The 16,113-nt window shown below is 46.1% G+C and carries 14 protein-coding genes and 1 pseudogene; 4 read left to right on the plus strand and 11 right to left on the minus strand.

Annotated features, from left to right (window positions below; all coding sequences use genetic code 11):
• Positions 1-162: 162 nt before the first annotated feature.
• Positions 163-1,317, minus strand: a complete 1,155-nt coding sequence (locus tag NSQ91_RS05255) for a phosphodiester glycosidase family protein (RefSeq protein WP_340921407.1) — start codon at positions 1,315-1,317, stop codon at positions 163-165.
• A gap of 234 nt (positions 1,318-1,551) precedes the next feature.
• Here NSQ91_RS05255 and NSQ91_RS05260 point away from each other — a divergent pair, with 234 nt between their 5' ends.
• Together NSQ91_RS05260 and NSQ91_RS05265 are read left to right on the plus strand one after the other, a co-directional pair.
• On the plus strand, positions 1,552-2,139 hold the full coding sequence (locus tag NSQ91_RS05260; RefSeq protein WP_038568983.1) for a histidine phosphatase family protein: 588 nt from the start codon (positions 1,552-1,554) through the stop codon (positions 2,137-2,139).
• Positions 2,140-2,216: 77 nt separating this feature from the next.
• Positions 2,217-3,035, plus strand: coding sequence for a GGDEF domain-containing protein (locus NSQ91_RS05265; RefSeq protein WP_081392000.1), 819 nt, complete (start codon positions 2,217-2,219; stop codon positions 3,033-3,035).
• Between the two features lie 67 nt (positions 3,036-3,102).
• On the opposite strand, the pseudogene NSQ91_RS05270 reads toward NSQ91_RS05265, so the two are convergent.
• The 7 genes and pseudogenes from NSQ91_RS05270 to NSQ91_RS05300 all read right to left on the minus strand — a co-directional run bounded on the left by NSQ91_RS05270 (position 3,103) and on the right by NSQ91_RS05300 (position 10,349).
• Positions 3,103-4,335, minus strand: a pseudogene (locus NSQ91_RS05270) (SLC45 family MFS transporter).
• 4 nt (positions 4,336-4,339) lie between these two features.
• A complete protein-coding gene (locus NSQ91_RS05275; protein WP_076129570.1) occupies positions 4,340-5,077 on the minus strand; it encodes a glycerophosphodiester phosphodiesterase in 738 nt (245 codons plus the stop codon).
• 102 nt (positions 5,078-5,179) lie between these two features.
• The gene (locus NSQ91_RS05280) at positions 5,180-6,046 is read right to left on the minus strand and encodes an STM4011 family radical SAM protein (RefSeq protein ID WP_340916740.1); all 867 of its coding nucleotides are present in this window, start codon (positions 6,044-6,046) and stop codon (positions 5,180-5,182) included.
• The gene (locus NSQ91_RS05285) at positions 6,043-7,392 is read right to left on the minus strand and encodes an STM4012 family radical SAM protein (protein ID WP_076195182.1); all 1,350 of its coding nucleotides are present in this window, start codon (positions 7,390-7,392) and stop codon (positions 6,043-6,045) included. The genes NSQ91_RS05280 and NSQ91_RS05285 overlap by 4 nt, the downstream gene beginning before the upstream one ends.
• A 32-nt stretch (positions 7,393-7,424) precedes the next feature.
• Positions 7,425-8,207 (minus strand): STM4013/SEN3800 family hydrolase, encoded by a 783-nt coding sequence (locus tag NSQ91_RS05290; RefSeq protein ID WP_076129567.1) that lies wholly within the window; start codon positions 8,205-8,207, stop codon positions 7,425-7,427.
• Positions 8,207-9,496: an STM4014 family protein gene (locus tag NSQ91_RS05295; protein WP_340916744.1), complete on the minus strand. Its 1,290-nt coding sequence runs from the start codon at positions 9,494-9,496 to the stop codon at positions 8,207-8,209. The genes NSQ91_RS05290 and NSQ91_RS05295 overlap by 1 nt, the downstream gene beginning before the upstream one ends.
• 7 nt (positions 9,497-9,503) lie before the next feature.
• Positions 9,504-10,349 carry an STM4015 family protein gene (locus NSQ91_RS05300; protein ID WP_340916747.1) on the minus strand — a complete coding sequence of 282 codons (846 nt, stop codon included), beginning with the start codon at positions 10,347-10,349 and terminating at the stop codon, positions 9,504-9,506.
• Between the two features lie 169 nt (positions 10,350-10,518).
• Between NSQ91_RS05300 and NSQ91_RS05305 the strand changes: the two genes are divergently transcribed.
• Both NSQ91_RS05305 and NSQ91_RS05310 read left to right on the plus strand, forming a co-directional pair.
• The gene (locus NSQ91_RS05305; RefSeq protein ID WP_340916750.1) at positions 10,519-11,994 is read left to right on the plus strand and encodes an amidase family protein; all 1,476 of its coding nucleotides are present in this window, start codon (positions 10,519-10,521) and stop codon (positions 11,992-11,994) included.
• Between the two features lie 36 nt (positions 11,995-12,030).
• The gene (locus NSQ91_RS05310) at positions 12,031-12,558 is read left to right on the plus strand and encodes an NAD(+) diphosphatase (RefSeq protein WP_076186776.1); all 528 of its coding nucleotides are present in this window, start codon (positions 12,031-12,033) and stop codon (positions 12,556-12,558) included.
• Positions 12,559-12,644: 86 nt separating this feature from the next.
• Here NSQ91_RS05310 and NSQ91_RS05315 read toward each other — a convergent pair whose 3' ends face one another.
• From NSQ91_RS05315 to NSQ91_RS05325, 3 genes are read right to left on the minus strand one after another with little or no spacing between them, the layout of a single operon-like run.
• Complete coding sequence (locus NSQ91_RS05315; protein ID WP_076186774.1) at positions 12,645-14,333, minus strand: glycoside hydrolase family 13 protein; 1,689 nt, start codon at positions 14,331-14,333, stop codon at positions 12,645-12,647.
• Positions 14,334-14,367: 34 nt separating this feature from the next.
• The gene (locus tag NSQ91_RS05320; RefSeq protein WP_175617388.1) at positions 14,368-15,189 is read right to left on the minus strand and encodes a carbohydrate ABC transporter permease; all 822 of its coding nucleotides are present in this window, start codon (positions 15,187-15,189) and stop codon (positions 14,368-14,370) included.
• The gene (locus NSQ91_RS05325; protein ID WP_076186771.1) at positions 15,186-16,052 is read right to left on the minus strand and encodes a carbohydrate ABC transporter permease; all 867 of its coding nucleotides are present in this window, start codon (positions 16,050-16,052) and stop codon (positions 15,186-15,188) included. Before NSQ91_RS05325 ends, NSQ91_RS05320 begins: the two co-directional genes overlap by 4 nt.
• Positions 16,053-16,113 lie beyond the last annotated feature (61 nt).

The raw sequence follows: 16,113 nt of genomic DNA on the forward strand, positions 1-16,113 counted from the left end.
GCTATAGCAATTATGCGCTGCAAACTGCCTCTGATTGCACTTTGTACAATATTCTTAGTAGCCGAAGCCGAAGCCGAAGCCGTAGTCGAAGCCATAGCCGAGCAGTAGCTGAGCCAAATCACAAAGCTCAGCACTCGCAACTAGCCGTCTGGCCAAGAGATTTTATTGATATTTGACTACAATTGCATTGCTGATCTGACGCCCAGGGGACGTAAGATATTTGCCGTTGTAGTAGAGCCCGCTGGATGCACCACCATCCAGATTCATGGCTTGATACGCTCCAGCTTGCTTCATCATTTCTGCCAGCTGTGGGATGGTGGCTCCACCAGTGGTCAGTAGAATGAGCTTATGGTCGCGTGTTAATCCGAGCGCGCTGCGTGCTCCGCCGCCGGTTAAGATTTTTGGATCTTTGAAGCCTTCTGCCGCGACATTTAGGGATACCTTGCCGTTCACAAGAAGACGCGGGCCGGCTTGAAGAGCTCCTTCCATGGAGCCGGAAGCGAAGCGGCTTGTGAAATCCAGCCCAGGAATCAGTGACGCCAGATGGTTGCTGTCATAGGTAAAAATCGTCCGGCGATCCCCGGAGCTATTTTTAAGCATTTTTCCGCCGCTGACAATGTAACCGTATGGAGCTTTGTATGCTCCTTTTGTATAGGCATCAAAAAATGTTCCGTTAATCGCAACTACGGCATTATTACGTTTAGCCAGACTGCTTAGGTCCTCCACTTTTCCGACCGTATTTCCAGCCAGTACGACATCAAGTTTCACCTTAGGATGCAGCAGGGACACTGTAACCGTCTGGGCTTTGAAGGATCTGCCGCCAACTTTGAAGGTTTTACTAGCGCTGACAACTGATGAAGAATCCGCTTTGATTAGTGCGCCGGACTGTACAGGAACAGTGGTTGCAATATCATTACTCTTAAGGGTTAATGAAGAGGCTTCCTTATCCCAAGTTAATTGAATGCCAAGCGTTGTGCTGATAAAAGACAACGGGATATATACCGTGCCATTATCACTGAAAGCAAGATCAGTTAGTGTAACCGACTTTTCATTGACGAGCGCAGCGGTTTGACCTAATGTAAGCGTTATGGTGGTGTCTGCATTCGTAATGCTTATACGTTTTTCGTTAGGATTCCATACAGACTGTATACCAGTGAAGCTATTTAAGAGACGCAGTGGTATGTATGAATGGTTATTCTTGTCCACATAGACGGTGTTTTTAGGAACTGGTGTTGCACCAACAGTGGATGGGCAAGTGGCGACAAGCGGAACGAGCAGTAAGAAGGTAAGAAACAGAGTGGACCCTAGCTTTTTCATCATAAACAATTACTCCTTATCTTGTAGCTGTTGTAAAAAACGACAAGGTTTATTATACCTCATGTTCAAAAACTTGGATAACCTTTATTTTTAAATGTTCATAGGGTGAATCTGATAGAATATAGATTATATTATTTATATTAGCACTGAAATTGCACTGAGATTAGCACCATAACTAGCACCATAACCAGCATCACAACTGCCACTAGACTCAATAGCTAAAAGGAGATTTTTATGACTACGATAGGTTTAATTCGCCATGGAAGTACCGCGTGGAATAAAGAAGGCAGAGTGCAAGGGCATACGGATAATTCATTGGATGCTGAAGGCCTGCAACAGGCACAACTACTGGCTGAACGTCTTAGCACAGAACAATGGGATTACATATATTCAAGTGATTTACTCAGAGCGCGGCAAACGGCAGAGGTTATTGCAGAAAGATTAGGCCTTGAGATCACGGGTTTAGCGCCGGGCATTCGAGAGATGTATGCGGGACTTATTGAAGGAACTACGCAGCAAGAGCGGATTGAACGATGGGGAACCGATTGGAAGACGTTAGATTTGGGTTTGGAAACTCCAGAAGCCAGCGAGCTCAGAGGCAGCGAAGTCATTGAAGAAATTGCGGCGAGACATCCAGGCAGTCATATTCTGATCGTTAGCCATGGTGCAATTTTACGCAGTAGCCTTAGAAGACTACTTCCAGAACTGGACGGCACAGTATTATTGAACAATACGTCAATTACGCGAATAACAAAATCCGAATCGGATGGCTCATGGAACTGCGAGTTATATAATTGTGCGCGGCATTTGGAGAAAGAGTAAGTGTTCAGATAATGTTCAGAGCTTTTTTATATATTGGTATCGCAGTACAGTAAGCTAATTATTTGTAGTTCAGAAGGATGTGCGAATTAAAGGTGGTAGAGGTTCAGATTTATTTACAAACGTTAATGTCCATTATCATCGCAGGGGTTGTAGGTTATTTAGTAATGAGATTTTACCGGGATGCTGCTAGTAAGGAACCAAAACAAAGAGCAGTTTACACGGGCCTTTCCATTATAACTATTGTCGTTGGATTGTGGGCAATGCATCAGCTAGGCAAAAAATCCTTAGAAGAAACTATAGAGGTCAATGGGGCGATTTTCACTCCGTTATTGATATACGCGCTTACGATAGCTGTTTTAATGTTTTTGCTTACACGGCTGAACCTTGTTTTGGCGGAAAGAGAGCAGCTTAAGGAACTTGCCTATAAGGATGGCTTAACAGGGCTGTTAAACAAGAATGGAATGGATCACTTTTGGGATCGCTGCAAAGTAAATGAGCAACTAGCCGTATTGTTTATGGATTTGAACCGGTTCAAATCAATCAATGACAGCTTAGGACATCATGTGGGCGATTTACTGCTGCAAGAGGTGGGAGGAAGGTTAAGTCAATTCTCCAGCAAAAGAAAACGCCATATTTTCCGTATAGGCGGTGATGAATTTGTGATTGTAGCTAAAGGCTGCAATCAGAAGGAAGCGGAGCAGTTAGCGGTGCAGATTCTGGAGAAGACGACCAGACATTATCAGCTGGGAGAGCACAACCTCTTTGTATCTGCGAGCATAGGCATCAGCATTAGTCATGGCAAGGTGGATCATTTCAGGCTGCTGCACGAAGCAGATACAGCGATGTACACCGCCAAACAGCTGGGTACAGGTCGTTATTCAGTTTATAAAAATTAGTTTGTTAAGTGTAAAATATAAGCGTCAGCCCTGGACATAAATAGATGTCTAAGGCTGACGCTTTTTTTTAGGCTCCCGGTGTGTGAAACTTGTGGGGGACTTGCTTGCGTCCCTTCATCAAGAAGAGGCAGAGCAGGGCAACCGCCATACTAATCGCTGCTACATAGAACAGGATGGAGTAATCAAAAATATCAATCATTAGCCCCAGCAAAGGTGGCGAGCTGATCGCTGCCAGTGAAGAGACCAAATAATACATCCCTGTTCGAGTACCGATACTCTCCTCAGTTCCCGTTGCAACAACATAAGGATAAGAGTTGATGTTGATACAAGCCCAGAAGATTCCTCCTGTCAGGAGTAACGCTCGAAGCACCAGCAGGTCCTGTGCAAACCCAACAAGCGCAAAGACCGTCATCAGGCCACATACGCCGACGATAATGATCTTCTTTTTCCCGAATCGCCCACCCAGCCAACCGCTCGGAATAGCGAACAGCACAAAGGCAAGGGAGAAGAAGGTAAGGGAGAAGGAGGCTGCTTGTTCACTGAGGCCCAGATGGTTTTTTCCATACAATGTAAACAAGGTTTCGACCCCTTGATAAGCTACAAACCAGAAGAAAATCGCTGCCAGTAGAAAGACTGTAGTACGATCCAGCTGGCCGCGAAAGGAGACTCTGGAAGGCTTAACTATCGTCGCAGAAGGGCTCCCCGCTGTATCGGATAGAAGCGTAGGGCTTATATTCACACCATCCCGTTTTTCTTTGATGAAGCGCGATACGATAAACAGACATAACAGGGTAATCAGTCCAGCAACGAGAAATGGCAGCGCAGGATTTGATTTATAGAGGATCGAACCCACGCCGAAAGCCAGAATTGATCCGAATCCACCCATGAAATTAATTAATCCGTTAGCCTTTGTACGCTGCTCTTCAGGTGTTATGTCGGGCATGAGAGCGACGGTAGGGGAACGGTATAAACTCATGGCTTAATTCATCAGCATCATAAATAAAAGCAGTGTAAATAGTCCGGTATGAAACGGAATCAGCATAGTCAGCACGGCAGCGAAGGGCATACCGATCATAAGATAAGGCATTCTGCGTCCAAAACGCGAGGTCGTGCGGTCACTCCGATTGCCGATCCAAGGCTGCAAGAATAAGGCGAAGTAATTATCAATCGTCATCATGAAGCTGATTAGGGCCACGCTATGTACATATTTTTCGAGGAAAAAAGGTACAAATGCGTTATACAGACTCCATGTAATGCTGATGCTGAAAAAGCCGAATCCGAGCAGCCAGACTTTTTTCACACCATCACACTCCCTTGTCAGCCAGAAGTCCAGCGAGTAGGTCTGGATGATCGGTAATAATGCCTGATACACCAGCTTCAATTAAATATTTCATCCGCTCGGGATCGTTAACGGTCCAAGGATGGTAGACAACGCCATGCTTCGCCGCTTCTTCGACGAATTCAGGCAGTACTGCAAAATGATATGCATGCAACGCAGTCGCTCCAAGTGTAGCAGCATAGTCCCAAGGACGATACAAGCCTTCCCCGTATAGAATTCCTGTTCTGATCTCCGGTGCCAGCGACTGACAGTAAGCTAGTGAATAATGGTTGAAGCTCGAAAAAATGACGCGATCGCTCATCTTGAAATCCCGTACGGCCGCGATCACTTTTTCCTCCATACCCGGATATAAAAAAGTGCCATTTTTAAGCTCGATATTTAGGATGGTATCTCTACCTTGCAGCAGATCTAATAAATCTTCCAGCAATGGAAGGCGCTCATCTTTGAATTCAGGTCCGAACCATGAGCCTGCGTCCACTTCCAGCAGTTCTGCGAGTGTATGATCCTTCACATAGCCGGTTCCGCTTGTTGTGCGGTTTAGAGTTTCATCATGAATGAGGACTAGGCCGCCATCCTTGGTCATTTGTACATCAGTTTCTATTCCGGTTGCACCCAGCTCAAGACCTTTGCGAAATGCTGCCATAGTATTTTCTGGACACACTGCCGACGCTCCACGATGCGCAAAATTAATGATGTTGTTCATAAGTTATTGTCCCTCCAACTTTAGTGTTTGCTATGCCCCTATAGATGGGGGCTACTTGTCATATTCCACAGAGAGTAAAGTAACCCTGTCTGGAATTCTAATTCAGTTGTTCATAGCGCCATACGGGATTCGTTCCAAAAGTCCAGCTTCATAGATGCTCCGCAGCTTCAGCTCGGGCATATGAATATAACCGATATAACAATCGCATACCTTCATTCGGCAGCTTCTAACCGCAGAGAGACCCTCTAGCCCATCACGGTAAAGATTGCCTATGACACCTCTGTCCTTATAGCAGCGTTTCACAAGCCCAGCGCCCTGTACGTAAAAAACATCTTTTCCTGCATTGCAGGCTTGGCCAAGGCTTTCATAATCCATAGCATTCACAGAAAAATGTGGATCAATCTCGCTAAGGAAGACAAAATCCTCAGCTGTATAATAATCAGGTTTATCTTTGTAAGCATTGACCCATAAGTACACGTTCTCTGGTAACGCAGAACGAAGTGAAGCTATAGCTGAAAAAGCGCTGCGTATTCCAACGCTTCCCACACTAAATGGAACGTCGTTCTCATATAAAGTCAAACATTGCGCCAGAAATTTATCCTCCCGCACTTGTCCGGGGTGGTAGGTGGCCCAAAAGGCCACTTTTTTACGATTCAGCTGGGAGATGAAATCCAGGTTGGCAGATAGGTTGGTCTGAATCGCTACCTTCTCTACATGGTCCATATTGGAGAGGGCAATCATTGCTTCTTTGTACCAGCGATGAATCAGCCCTTCGCCATAGGGATTAAAAAATATAGAAAGCCGATGACCTGCCGCACCTTGCTCAGAGGCCCACGCTACAAAGGCTTCCAGCCCCTGGCGGTCCTTGGCGAGCGTAGCTGCGCTGTCTCTTGTTTTGCCAAAAGGACAATAGGGGCAATCATAGTTGCAGGACGTGAGGGAACTGCGGTAGTAGAGAACCGCATTCATGGCAATACGAACCTTTCCATCTGCTCTCGGATCTCCCCAGAAATAAACCAATCCCCAATCGAATCAGAGTAACCCATCCCTTCGGTGGTAAGGCGCAGGATGCCATCTTCCTCTTGCCCAAGACCGGAATGAAGCAGGTTGGACAGCTCAGGATAATCGCTCCAGAGCGATTGATCGAAACGCTGGCTGTAATCTTCAAGCTTCAGCCCTTCGCTATGTAGAATCGCCTTCAGAATAAAGCGGCGTTTCTGTTCTTCAAGACTCAGCACAATCCCGTAATCCGCAGTATCGTAACGATCCGTCGCCACGTAATCAGCAATAATGCTCTCGGTTGCTTTACGGCTTACCCCATAACGGGAAGCGTAATGCACATGGCGGGTGTAGGATCTTGCTCCGCAGCCCAATCCGACCATTCCTTCTTCTTGGCAGCTATAATCGAGAATGGGTTTAGCTGTTCCTGCGTCTTCCTTGGCGAAACGACGCATGGAGTATTGGCGATATCCTCTCGCTCTAAGCAGCTGCCCAGCGGCTTTGTAGCAATCTAGGCGAATATCGTCCTGACGCTGGATATCACCAGGCTTCACAATCGTATGCTCACGGGTGTAGAGCGGATAGATGAAAATTTCCTCTGGCTCAAAGCTGATCGCTTGATTGAGCGAATATAGCCAAGAGTCGACCGTCTGCCCCGGAAGCCCGTAGATCAGATCTAAATTTAGTATGGGAAAATCATATTTCCCCAGCAGATCTAGTGCCCGATATACCTCATCCGGATTTTGTGGGCGATAGATGGCCGCCGATTCAGCAGCGACAAAACTTTGGATGCCCATGCTGACCCGATCCACCGTATACTCTTTTAGAATATTCAGCTTCTCTTCGGTAATCGTCTCCGGTGAAGTTTCCACTGAGATGGAGGCTGTATTTGTGTCCAGTCCCATCGTATCAACGGCAATGTGAAACAAGCGGCGGAGCTGATCTGCTGCCAGCAGGGTGGGAGTTCCACCGCCGATCGCAAAACGCGCATAAGGTTTATGTCTGGTGAATTCCGCCCATTGCTTTGCTTGGCGTTCCAGGGCATCCACGTATGTGGCATGAACATTTGCGCGTTTATCAGGCAGGGTAAATAGGTTGCAGAATCCGCAGCGTGCGCCACAAAACGGAATATGCATATATAGAAAGAAAGATTCCGCAGGCTCATCACGCCAGAGTGTTTCTAGCGGCATCGGAGGCTGCAAATCCCTGTAAGCCGTTTTGTGTGGATAGGAATACAGATAAGAACGGTAAGGGTGAGCAGTAATGCTGTCTTTCCACTTGTGAAGCTCTTCTAAAGAGAAGGACGATAACGTCATATCAGTTCTCCATCCTTTCCTTGTTATAAATATTATAAAATAAACTCCCGATAAGGGACGTTCCATACCGTCTCGTGGGCAAGGCGATGCCCCTGATAGCCATCTTCCCCATAAGCGGTTCCATGATCTGAAAAAGCCAGGCAGAAGACAGGATTGCCGCGTTCCCGGAACGCATCGAACAACCGGCCCAGTTCACCGTCCACATAACGAAGAGCGGCGCGCTGGCTGTCTACGGAGTCTTTTTTAGCACCAGGTACAAAATAATGATTTGGTCCGTGAATGGCAGAGACGTTGAGGAACATAAACAATCTTTGCTCGCTAGGAGTATCCTTTAGCAGCTTCAAGGCATGGTTCACCTGATGCTCTGTGGAACGCGGATTGGTCACACCGAAGGTCATCCGCCAGTAGCTTTGCTGGAAATAGCTTGGCAACACACGAGCGAGTGGATTTTTTTTGGTGAAAAAAATAACACCTCCAATACAAACCGTGCGATAGCCCTCGGCAGCAAGTCCTGACACGATATCCGGCGTATCGAACAGCCATGTATGAGGATGCGTCTTCATTCCGGTATTTCGGGAATGGAACATACGGATATGCTCAGTCTTATCCGTTGTAGCTGGAGTAGGCAAGAAGCCGCCGAAAAAAGCGTGATGGGCCGCATAAGTAAAGCTGCCGGGAGTATGTCTTTTCTCCCAGGATCCCGTTCCGCACAGGTTCGGGCAGTTCGCTTCCTCCATAGTAGCTGCATCGTATCGAAGGGTATCAAGTGTGATCATTAGAATGTCATGGGTGCCAACGATAGTGTTCATATCCATTAAGAGGATCCTTCCTTTATAAGCGGTGTTGAGGGATGAGTAATATAGTCTCTGGCGGTCAATACCTTCATTTCCCATTCGTAGGTGCTGCAGCCACGGTATTTTACATCGTACAGCAAATCGCCAAATGGATTAACATCGGCGACAAAACACTGCTGCGATCCTCCAGATATCAGCACGTCTATCCCGGCAACTCCAGAACGGGGAAATGCCGCCAGCGCTTGCAACGCGGTATTTCGTACCTGCTCCTGTATGAATTCTGATAAACCGGCTTCTGAAGGAGACATCCGCTGGCTGCGTAAATGCAGATTCGTAATTGGGGTGGAACTTACACGAGCAATTGCATGACAGGCCTCGCGGAGAACCACGAGCTGGCGGATATCGAAGGCTTTGCCGTTATGGCCGATCTTAGGGATCCATTGCTCGGCATAACCACCATGCCGATAAATCCAGTTAATAATGCCGGAGATCGTGGCGGTATCTGTGTATCGCCGCAGTTTACCGGAATTATAGTAAATGGGCGGTCGGGTGATGTAATTCTCGACCCCCACTGTAGTTAAGGCAACTTCGGCACCTGTAACGGGATGGAGCTGATAGGCGATCACCCCGGAAGCGGCAGAGCCGAAGGCTAGCTTAATGAATACCCGGTGCATTCGCCGGGAGATCATCATCTCACGGAGAGAGGCATAGTCGGTAGGCTGTTGTTCCTCGCCTAATGGACGAGGAATAGTGATGCCTGCCTCACTCAGAATCTGTTGTGCCCGCCGTTTATCGGTCATGGCCGCAATGTCAGCGGGGTCATTTAACCATAGCGAGCCTGGACAAACCTCTTTGGCTTCGCGCTGTAGTCTAGCCAGCATGCGGCAATAACCGCGGAACCATTGCGAAGGATGATGCAGGACACCCTGCATCTCCTTCAATTGATGGGCTACCTTCACACGGAGTGGGCGCGGATCAGGTCTTTCAGCGTAGGGATGCAGCGAATCGTCAACATCAACGGCATCAGGTGCGCCAAGAGCGATTAAGGCACGTTCTACTTCAAAGCTGTTGCCAGGCGATTCCAATCTCAGCAGCGGGGGAGCCGCACTGAGATCTATTCCGTTATAAACAGCCGGCTGGCTGGATAACTGCTGCTTCTGCACTTCCAGCAGATCACCTAACGATTGGCCTTGCAGAAATTCAGCGTACGATAAAATGATGGCAGGTGGCATTCCGAGATCGGAACGTGCTTGCTGAATGCCGCTAGTCCGTTTATCCCCAGGAATACCGATAACGATCATCGGCCGCATAGGGGGCTCACTCTGTGATGGAAGGATAACGCCAGTCTTCCTCATCATCGCTTTCCTGTTTGTCGCTGACATCGACAGGTAATCCACTCTGCTGCCACCGGCTGATCATCTCGTCGGACATAAAATGATGGCTTAGATTCAATGCTTTTAGTCCCTTGATTCTCTCGCTGGCAAGAAGCAATTCAGCACCTTCGTCGCTGAGGGTACCCAGAGATAGATCTAGCGTATCCAGCTGATCTAAGATAGGCGCATTTGCTACTGCACCGGCGATTTCATCTTGTATTTCGCTATTTTTTAATCCCAGATAGGTAAGTTTAGGGAACTTTCCTACTTCTATAAGAGGTAGAATATCTGCGAGGCTTCCGTCAAAGCCGTAGTTATCTACGCCAAGATATAGTTCCAGCTTACGTAAATTCGGCAATTGGCTGGCTGCAATATTTTCAAGTACGGCTTTACTTAAGCCGCCACTAATAATTATCAGTTCCTCCAGCTTGTCATGCTTTAGCTCTGAGAGGCTCAGCTCATTCCCGCCTTGAATCGTGAGTGATTGTAATTCTGGAAAAGTAGGGAGCAGCGGTGATAGATCGCTTTGGGTAATCCATGAAATCTCGCATTCCTCATAGCCCATCTCACCAATAAAAAGCTTGCGTAAAGCAGGGAAGCTGGCGCTATGCGTAACCAGTGCCTCTACAACCTCTTCCGAGCTATTCTCGTAGGCTTGCCCCCAATCACCGATAATTAGGCTGGTCAGCGACGCACCTTCAGGGCTGCTGCTTAACTTCTCAATTGCTTCGCCAATTCTTTGACCTTCTTCGAATTCGTCGTATCCAATACTAAGCTTTACTTCCGTCATGGGTGTTCCCTCCCGGAAAAATTTAACTTCGAAAATACCCTATCATCTGTAGCCGAGGGAGTCAAATAGCTGAATATAACTATAGTTAAACTCTCCATATTATTGAGGTGAAATTTTGTGGTAGGTTTATACTAGAGGCAATTTTATTTTTTTGGAAGGAGTTATTCGTATGAAGAATAAACTTCAGGAATGGATTATTGAGACGGATATAATTAAAATGCAAGAGGCTCTGGAAGCAGGTTTAATTACCTCAGAGGATATAGTTCAAGTATATTTGGAGCGGATCCATAAATACGATATAGACATAAACTCTATTTTAGAAATAAATCCAGAGGTTATACAAATCGCGCGAGCACTCGATAAAGAACGAGCAGAAAAAGGGAGCCGCGGGAGCCTGCACGGTATTCCTATTTTATTGAAGGATAATATAGACACCGCGGATAAGATGCATACGAGTGCCGGTTCTGTAGCTTTAGCTGGATCAATTGCGGCAAAAGATTCATTTGTAGCGGCCAAGCTTCGATTGGCGGGGGCTATTTTACTTGGGAAGGCGAATATGTCGGAGTGGTCTAATTTTATGTCTAGTACAATGCCTGCGGGATATAGCTCGCGGGGAGGGCTTGTACTGAATCCGTATGGACCTGGGACGGTATTTGTCAGTGGTTCCAGCTCTGGGCCTGCGGCAGCCGTAGCAGCGAATCTGGCAGCAGCAGCGATCGGAACGGAAACCGCAGGATCTATTGTCGGTCCAGCCAGCCAACATGCTCTTGTCGGAATCAAACCTACGGTGGGATTAGTGAGCCGTTCTGGAGTCATTCCCATTTCAGTAAGCCAGGATACCCCTGGGCCTATAGCTAGAACGGTTACAGATGCGGCAATTATTTTAGGGGCGTTAACCGGAGTGGATGACAACGATTCAGCAACATTTTCAAGCGAAAAATACGCTTATACAGACTATACTTCAAGTTTAGATAAAAGCTTTATACGACAAGCAAGAATAGGTATTCCACGGCATTATTATAAGCATTTAGACGCTGAGAGGCTTGCAATTATGGAAGCAGCTATCTTGACCTTAAAGAATGAAGGGGCTACCCTTATAGATCCTGTCACAGTACATGTTGAACAACAGAATTGGAATAATGATGTGATTTGTTATGAATTTAAAAAAGGGCTCAACCAGTATTTAGCACAAGTAGATGATTCCGTTCCGATTCACTCTTTGCAAGAATTGATAGCCTATAATGTAAGACATGCTGAGATTGCCTTGCAATATGGGCAAGACACCCTGACAAGATCAGAAGAAGTAACTTTAACTGAAGAAGCCTATCAAGAGAAGAAACAAGAATACAAGGAATTAGCACTTGAGCAAGGAATAGATTATGTGTTGGAACAATATGGTTTAGACGCCTTATTGCTGCCTGGTGATGTAGATGGCATGTATATTGCGGCACGCTTAGGTTATCCATTAGTTACCGTTCCGGCGGGATATGTATCTCAAGGCATTATTGATGCGGATGGGGATTCGACCAAGGGACCTTTTGGTGTTGTTTTTTCCGGAAAAGCTTATAGCGAGCCTACGCTCATAGCCTTAGCATACGGGTTTGAACAAGCTACGTATCACCGGATTCCTCCTCAATTGGAGTAGAATTAGGCTAACTTAGAATAGAAGGAAGCGATCAGTTTGAAGTATTGCCTGGAATGTGGGACAGAGTTAGTAATGAAAGAAAGTGAAGGGGAAGGGCAGGTACCTTATTGCAATGCGTGTGAAATGTTCCGATTCCCTATTTTCAGCACGGCGATTAGTACAGCAGTATTAAACAGGGAGAAAAACAAGATTTTATTAATTCAGCAATATAATCGGCCAGACTATATATTACTCGCAGGATACGTGAACAAAGGTGAAGATGCGGAAACGACTCTCGTACGTGAGGTAAAAGAAGAGGTAGGACTTGATATTGTCGCTTATGAATATATGCGCAGCTTGTACTTCGCACCATCCAATACGCTAATGCTGAATTTTATAGGTGTTGCAGATTCGGAGGACTTGAGCCAGGTGAGTACTGAGGTTGATCATGCTGAATGGTTTACCTTGGAAGAAGCCGCCAGAGCGATTAAAAAGAACAGCCTAGCCGAAACCTTCTTACTGGCGATTATTGAGAAATTGAACGCGGGACAGGTACAGGTCAATCCGGTAAAAGGAACGGTTTAAAATGTAAGTCTATAACTCAAAAGTGTTTATGAAAAAGCAGAAAGGAGCCCGGAGGCTCCTTTTTGTTTTTTCATGCAAGGGGGGACTTAATTAAGCTTATACACACGAGCTTCATAAGGACGAAGCTGAATTGTGTTTAGTTCTTCTTCTGGATTTACTTCGTAGTTGGCAATAAGCAATTCCTTCGCTTGGAATTTCACAGTAGAAGGAAGTTCGAAGGTCGCGGGCTCTCCGAAGAAATTCAATACAACCAGTAGCTGTTCTTCTCCAAGAGTACGCAGATAAGCATATACCTGTTCATTCTCCTCAGCCAGAATTGTATAACTTCCGTATACGATAATCTCATGCTGCTTACGCAGCTCAATTAGCTTCTTATAGTAGTGGAAAATAGAATCGGGATCTGCCAGAGCCTGCTCCACATTAATATCTTCGTAGTTAGGGTTCACAGCCAGCCACGGTGTGCCGGTGGTGAAGCCTGCCTGCGGTTCCGAGTTCCATTGCATCGGCGTACGGCCATTGTCCCGACCTTTGATGTAAATGGAATTCATGATTTTTTCTTCCGAGTGACCGGCAGCCAAGTATTCCTTATACATATTTAGAATTTCAATATCCTTGTAGTCATCGATGGAAGCAAATTGTACATTTGTCATGCCGATTTCTTCACCTTGATAGATGTAAGGTGTACCTTGGAGTGTGTGAAGCAGTGTTGCCAGCATTTTTCCAGACTCTTTCGGGAACAGCTTATCATCCCCAAAGCGGGATAACATACGCGGCTGATCATGGTTGTTCATATACAAGCTGTTCCAACCCTTACCGTCCAGTGCAACTTGCCACTTGGAAATAATGGACTTAATGTCCGCCAGTTTCCAAGGCTGTACATTCCATTTACCTCCAGCACCGGAATCGACATCCATGAGCTCGAAATGGAATACCATGTTCAGCTCGTTTCGATCCTCGGAAACATACAGTGAAGCTTCTTCTGGAGTAACATTAACAGCTTCGCCCACTGTCATGATATCGTACTTGGATAGCACCTCACGGTTCATTTCCTGCATATATTCATGTACGCGGGGACCGTTAACGAAATAGTCTCCACCGAAGTGGTAAGTAGGCTGTTCTACGTTACTTTCCGTAGAAACGCTAGGTAATTCCGGTACTTTGGAGATCAGGTTGATCACGTCCATGCGGAATCCGTCAATTCCTTTATCCAGCCACCAGGTCATCATATCATAGATTTCCTGGCGCAGTTTTGGATTGTCCCAATTCAGGTCTGGTTGTTTTCTGGAGAAGAGATGGAGGTAATATTCTTCCGATTTCTCATCCAATTCCCAAGCCGATCCGCTGAAGAAGGAGCCCCAGTCGTTAGGCGGCTGTCCGTCCTTACCAGGACGCCAGATATAATAATCACGATAAGGATTATCCTGCGATTTGCGGGACTCCACGAACCAGGCATGTTCATCTGAGGAATGGTTGACCACAAGGTCCATAATCAGCTTCATGCCGCGGCTGTGAAGTCCAGCTAGCAGTTCCTCCCAATCGGAGAGCGTTCCGAAATCATCCATAATACTTTGATAATTACTGATATCATAACCGTTATCGTCATTAGGCGACTGGTACACTGGGCACAACCAGACTACGTCGACACCAAGATGATTTAGATAATCGAGTTTCGAGATAATCCCTTGCAGATCACCAATGCCATCCCCGTTACTGTCTTTGAAGCTGCGGGGGTAAATTTGATACACTACGCTTTCTTTCCACCATTTCTTATCCATGTATAACTCTCCTATCTCTCTATATAAATCTTAGTTATTTAATGGATCCAGATGTTAGTCCGCTGATAATCCATTTTTGCGCGAACAAATAGACGATGAGCATCGGGGTTAATGCGAGCAGATATGAAGCAAATGCTAAGTTAAAATCCGTGCTGAACTGGCCCTGGAAGACATATTGTACAAGCGGAAGCGTGTAGGAATCTTGATCTCCGAGCAGAACCAGCGGTAGCATAAAGTCATTCCAAGTCGATAAACAAGACAGGATACCGATTGTTGCACTGACAGGAGCGAGGAGTGGGAAAATAATCTTCCAGAACGTTCCGAAGGTCGATGCGCCATCTACTGTAGCCGCTTCTTCCAATTCATACGGAATGGAGCGGATATAGCCGGTGTATACAAAAACGTTAAAGGCCAGACCATAAACAACGTATAGAATAATAATCCCTACAATATTGTTCATGTGCAGATCCGTTGTCACTTTGACCACAGGCAGCATAATAATCTGGAAAGGGATAAACATAGCACTGATAAAATAGAAGTAAAGCACTTTGAAAAATTTCCGCTTCATATTACGTGCAATAGCATAGGCTACCATGGAGTTGGTAAGCAATATGAACACAACAGTCGTAATAGTAATAATGGTGCTATTTCCTAAAGCATTGAAGAAATTCGTTGCCTTAATCGCATTGGCGAAGTTCTCAAAATGCAGGCCAGTCGGCAGCGAAAAGATAGATTGAGCCATTTCTTCGGGATTCTTGAGCGCGATGGCAATAGTCATGTAAAGCGGAAAAAGAATCAGCAGTGAGCCTAGGGCGATAAGCGTCGTTACAGGCCAGTTGGTTGATTTTTTGATCATAAGTCCATCTCCCGTTTCTGCAGAAATTTAAGCTGAAGGGCGGAGATAACGACGATCACGATAAAATAAATCACGGCGTTCGCCGATTGGTAGGCAAATTCTCCGCCTTGGAAGCCGCCTGTGTAGATTAAGTGGGCAATGGATTGAGTTGAACGTCCTGGTCCCCCACCTGTCAAAGCAACGATTTGGTCGAATACCATCAGGCCGCCCTTCATCGCGAGTACCATATTGATCGTGAAGAAGGAAGCAAGCATTGGAAAAGTAATGCTCCAGAATTCTCTCCAGCGGCTAGCGCCGTCCAGATTGGAAGCTTCGTAAAGATCATGAGGAATGGTCTGCAGACCCGCCAGATAGAGAATCGTGTTATAAGCAATCCCCTGCCAAACGGCTACAATGACGATACCGATCCAAGCCCAGTCCGAGTTACCGAGAATGTTCTGTGATAAAAATTCACTGCCGAGTTTCGCACCCCAAATAGGGAATACATTAGCGAACAAGTAGTTAAAAATAAAACCGACAATCAATACGCTAAGGATATTAGGAAGGAAATATACCCCGCGGAAAAAGTTTTTGGCTTTAATTTTCGCATTTAGTCCTAACGCAATCAACAAGCTGATGATGTTGATAAGAATAGTGGTCAGGATGGCATATTTAAAAGTGAACACATATGAATTCAACACATTTTCGTCTTGAAAAATGTTGACGAAGTTCTTAAATCCTACGTAATCAAAGCTGTCACTAAAGCCGTCCCAGTTTGTGAACGAATAATATATACCCTGCAGTGCAGGAAAGGTATGAAAGGCAAAGAAAAGAAGTAATGCCGGTATAGTCATCAGATAAAAGGCGACTCGGCGTTTGGCCATCATGTAATCCTCCTCATTGTAAAAGCGAAAGAGAAGAGGGGAAGCCCCGTTCTCTTTCGCG

Origin of the sequence: Paenibacillus sp. FSL R7-0048 (genome assembly GCF_038004505.1) — a bacterium.
Taxonomy (GTDB): domain Bacteria; phylum Bacillota; class Bacilli; order Paenibacillales; family Paenibacillaceae; genus Paenibacillus_AQ; species Paenibacillus_AQ odorifer.

Excerpts from the sequence above, each read along its gene's own strand:
- NSQ91_RS05255 (WP_340921407.1), bottom strand. The coding sequence starts at position 1,317 with ATGAAAAAGCTAGGGTCCACTCTGTTTCTTACCTTCTTACTGCTCGTT.
- NSQ91_RS05260 (WP_038568983.1), top strand. The coding sequence starts at position 1,552 with ATGACTACGATAGGTTTAATTCGCCATGGAAGTACCGCGTGGAATAAA.
- NSQ91_RS05265 (WP_081392000.1), top strand. The coding sequence starts at position 2,217 with ATGTGCGAATTAAAGGTGGTAGAGGTTCAGATTTATTTACAAACGTTA.
- NSQ91_RS05275 (WP_076129570.1), bottom strand. The coding sequence starts at position 5,077 with ATGAACAACATCATTAATTTTGCGCATCGTGGAGCGTCGGCAGTGTGT.
- NSQ91_RS05280 (WP_340916740.1), bottom strand. The coding sequence starts at position 6,046 with ATGAATGCGGTTCTCTACTACCGCAGTTCCCTCACGTCCTGCAACTAT.
- NSQ91_RS05285 (WP_076195182.1), bottom strand. The coding sequence starts at position 7,392 with ATGACGTTATCGTCCTTCTCTTTAGAAGAGCTTCACAAGTGGAAAGAC.
- NSQ91_RS05290 (WP_076129567.1), bottom strand. The coding sequence starts at position 8,207 with ATGGATATGAACACTATCGTTGGCACCCATGACATTCTAATGATCACA.
- NSQ91_RS05295 (WP_340916744.1), bottom strand. The coding sequence starts at position 9,496 with ATGCGGCCGATGATCGTTATCGGTATTCCTGGGGATAAACGGACTAGC.
- NSQ91_RS05300 (WP_340916747.1), bottom strand. The coding sequence starts at position 10,349 with ATGACGGAAGTAAAGCTTAGTATTGGATACGACGAATTCGAAGAAGGT.
- NSQ91_RS05305 (WP_340916750.1), top strand. The coding sequence starts at position 10,519 with ATGAAGAATAAACTTCAGGAATGGATTATTGAGACGGATATAATTAAA.
- NSQ91_RS05315 (WP_076186774.1), bottom strand. The coding sequence starts at position 14,333 with ATGGATAAGAAATGGTGGAAAGAAAGCGTAGTGTATCAAATTTACCCC.
- NSQ91_RS05320 (WP_175617388.1), bottom strand. The coding sequence starts at position 15,189 with ATGATCAAAAAATCAACCAACTGGCCTGTAACGACGCTTATCGCCCTA.
- NSQ91_RS05325 (WP_076186771.1), bottom strand. The coding sequence starts at position 16,052 with ATGGCCAAACGCCGAGTCGCCTTTTATCTGATGACTATACCGGCATTA.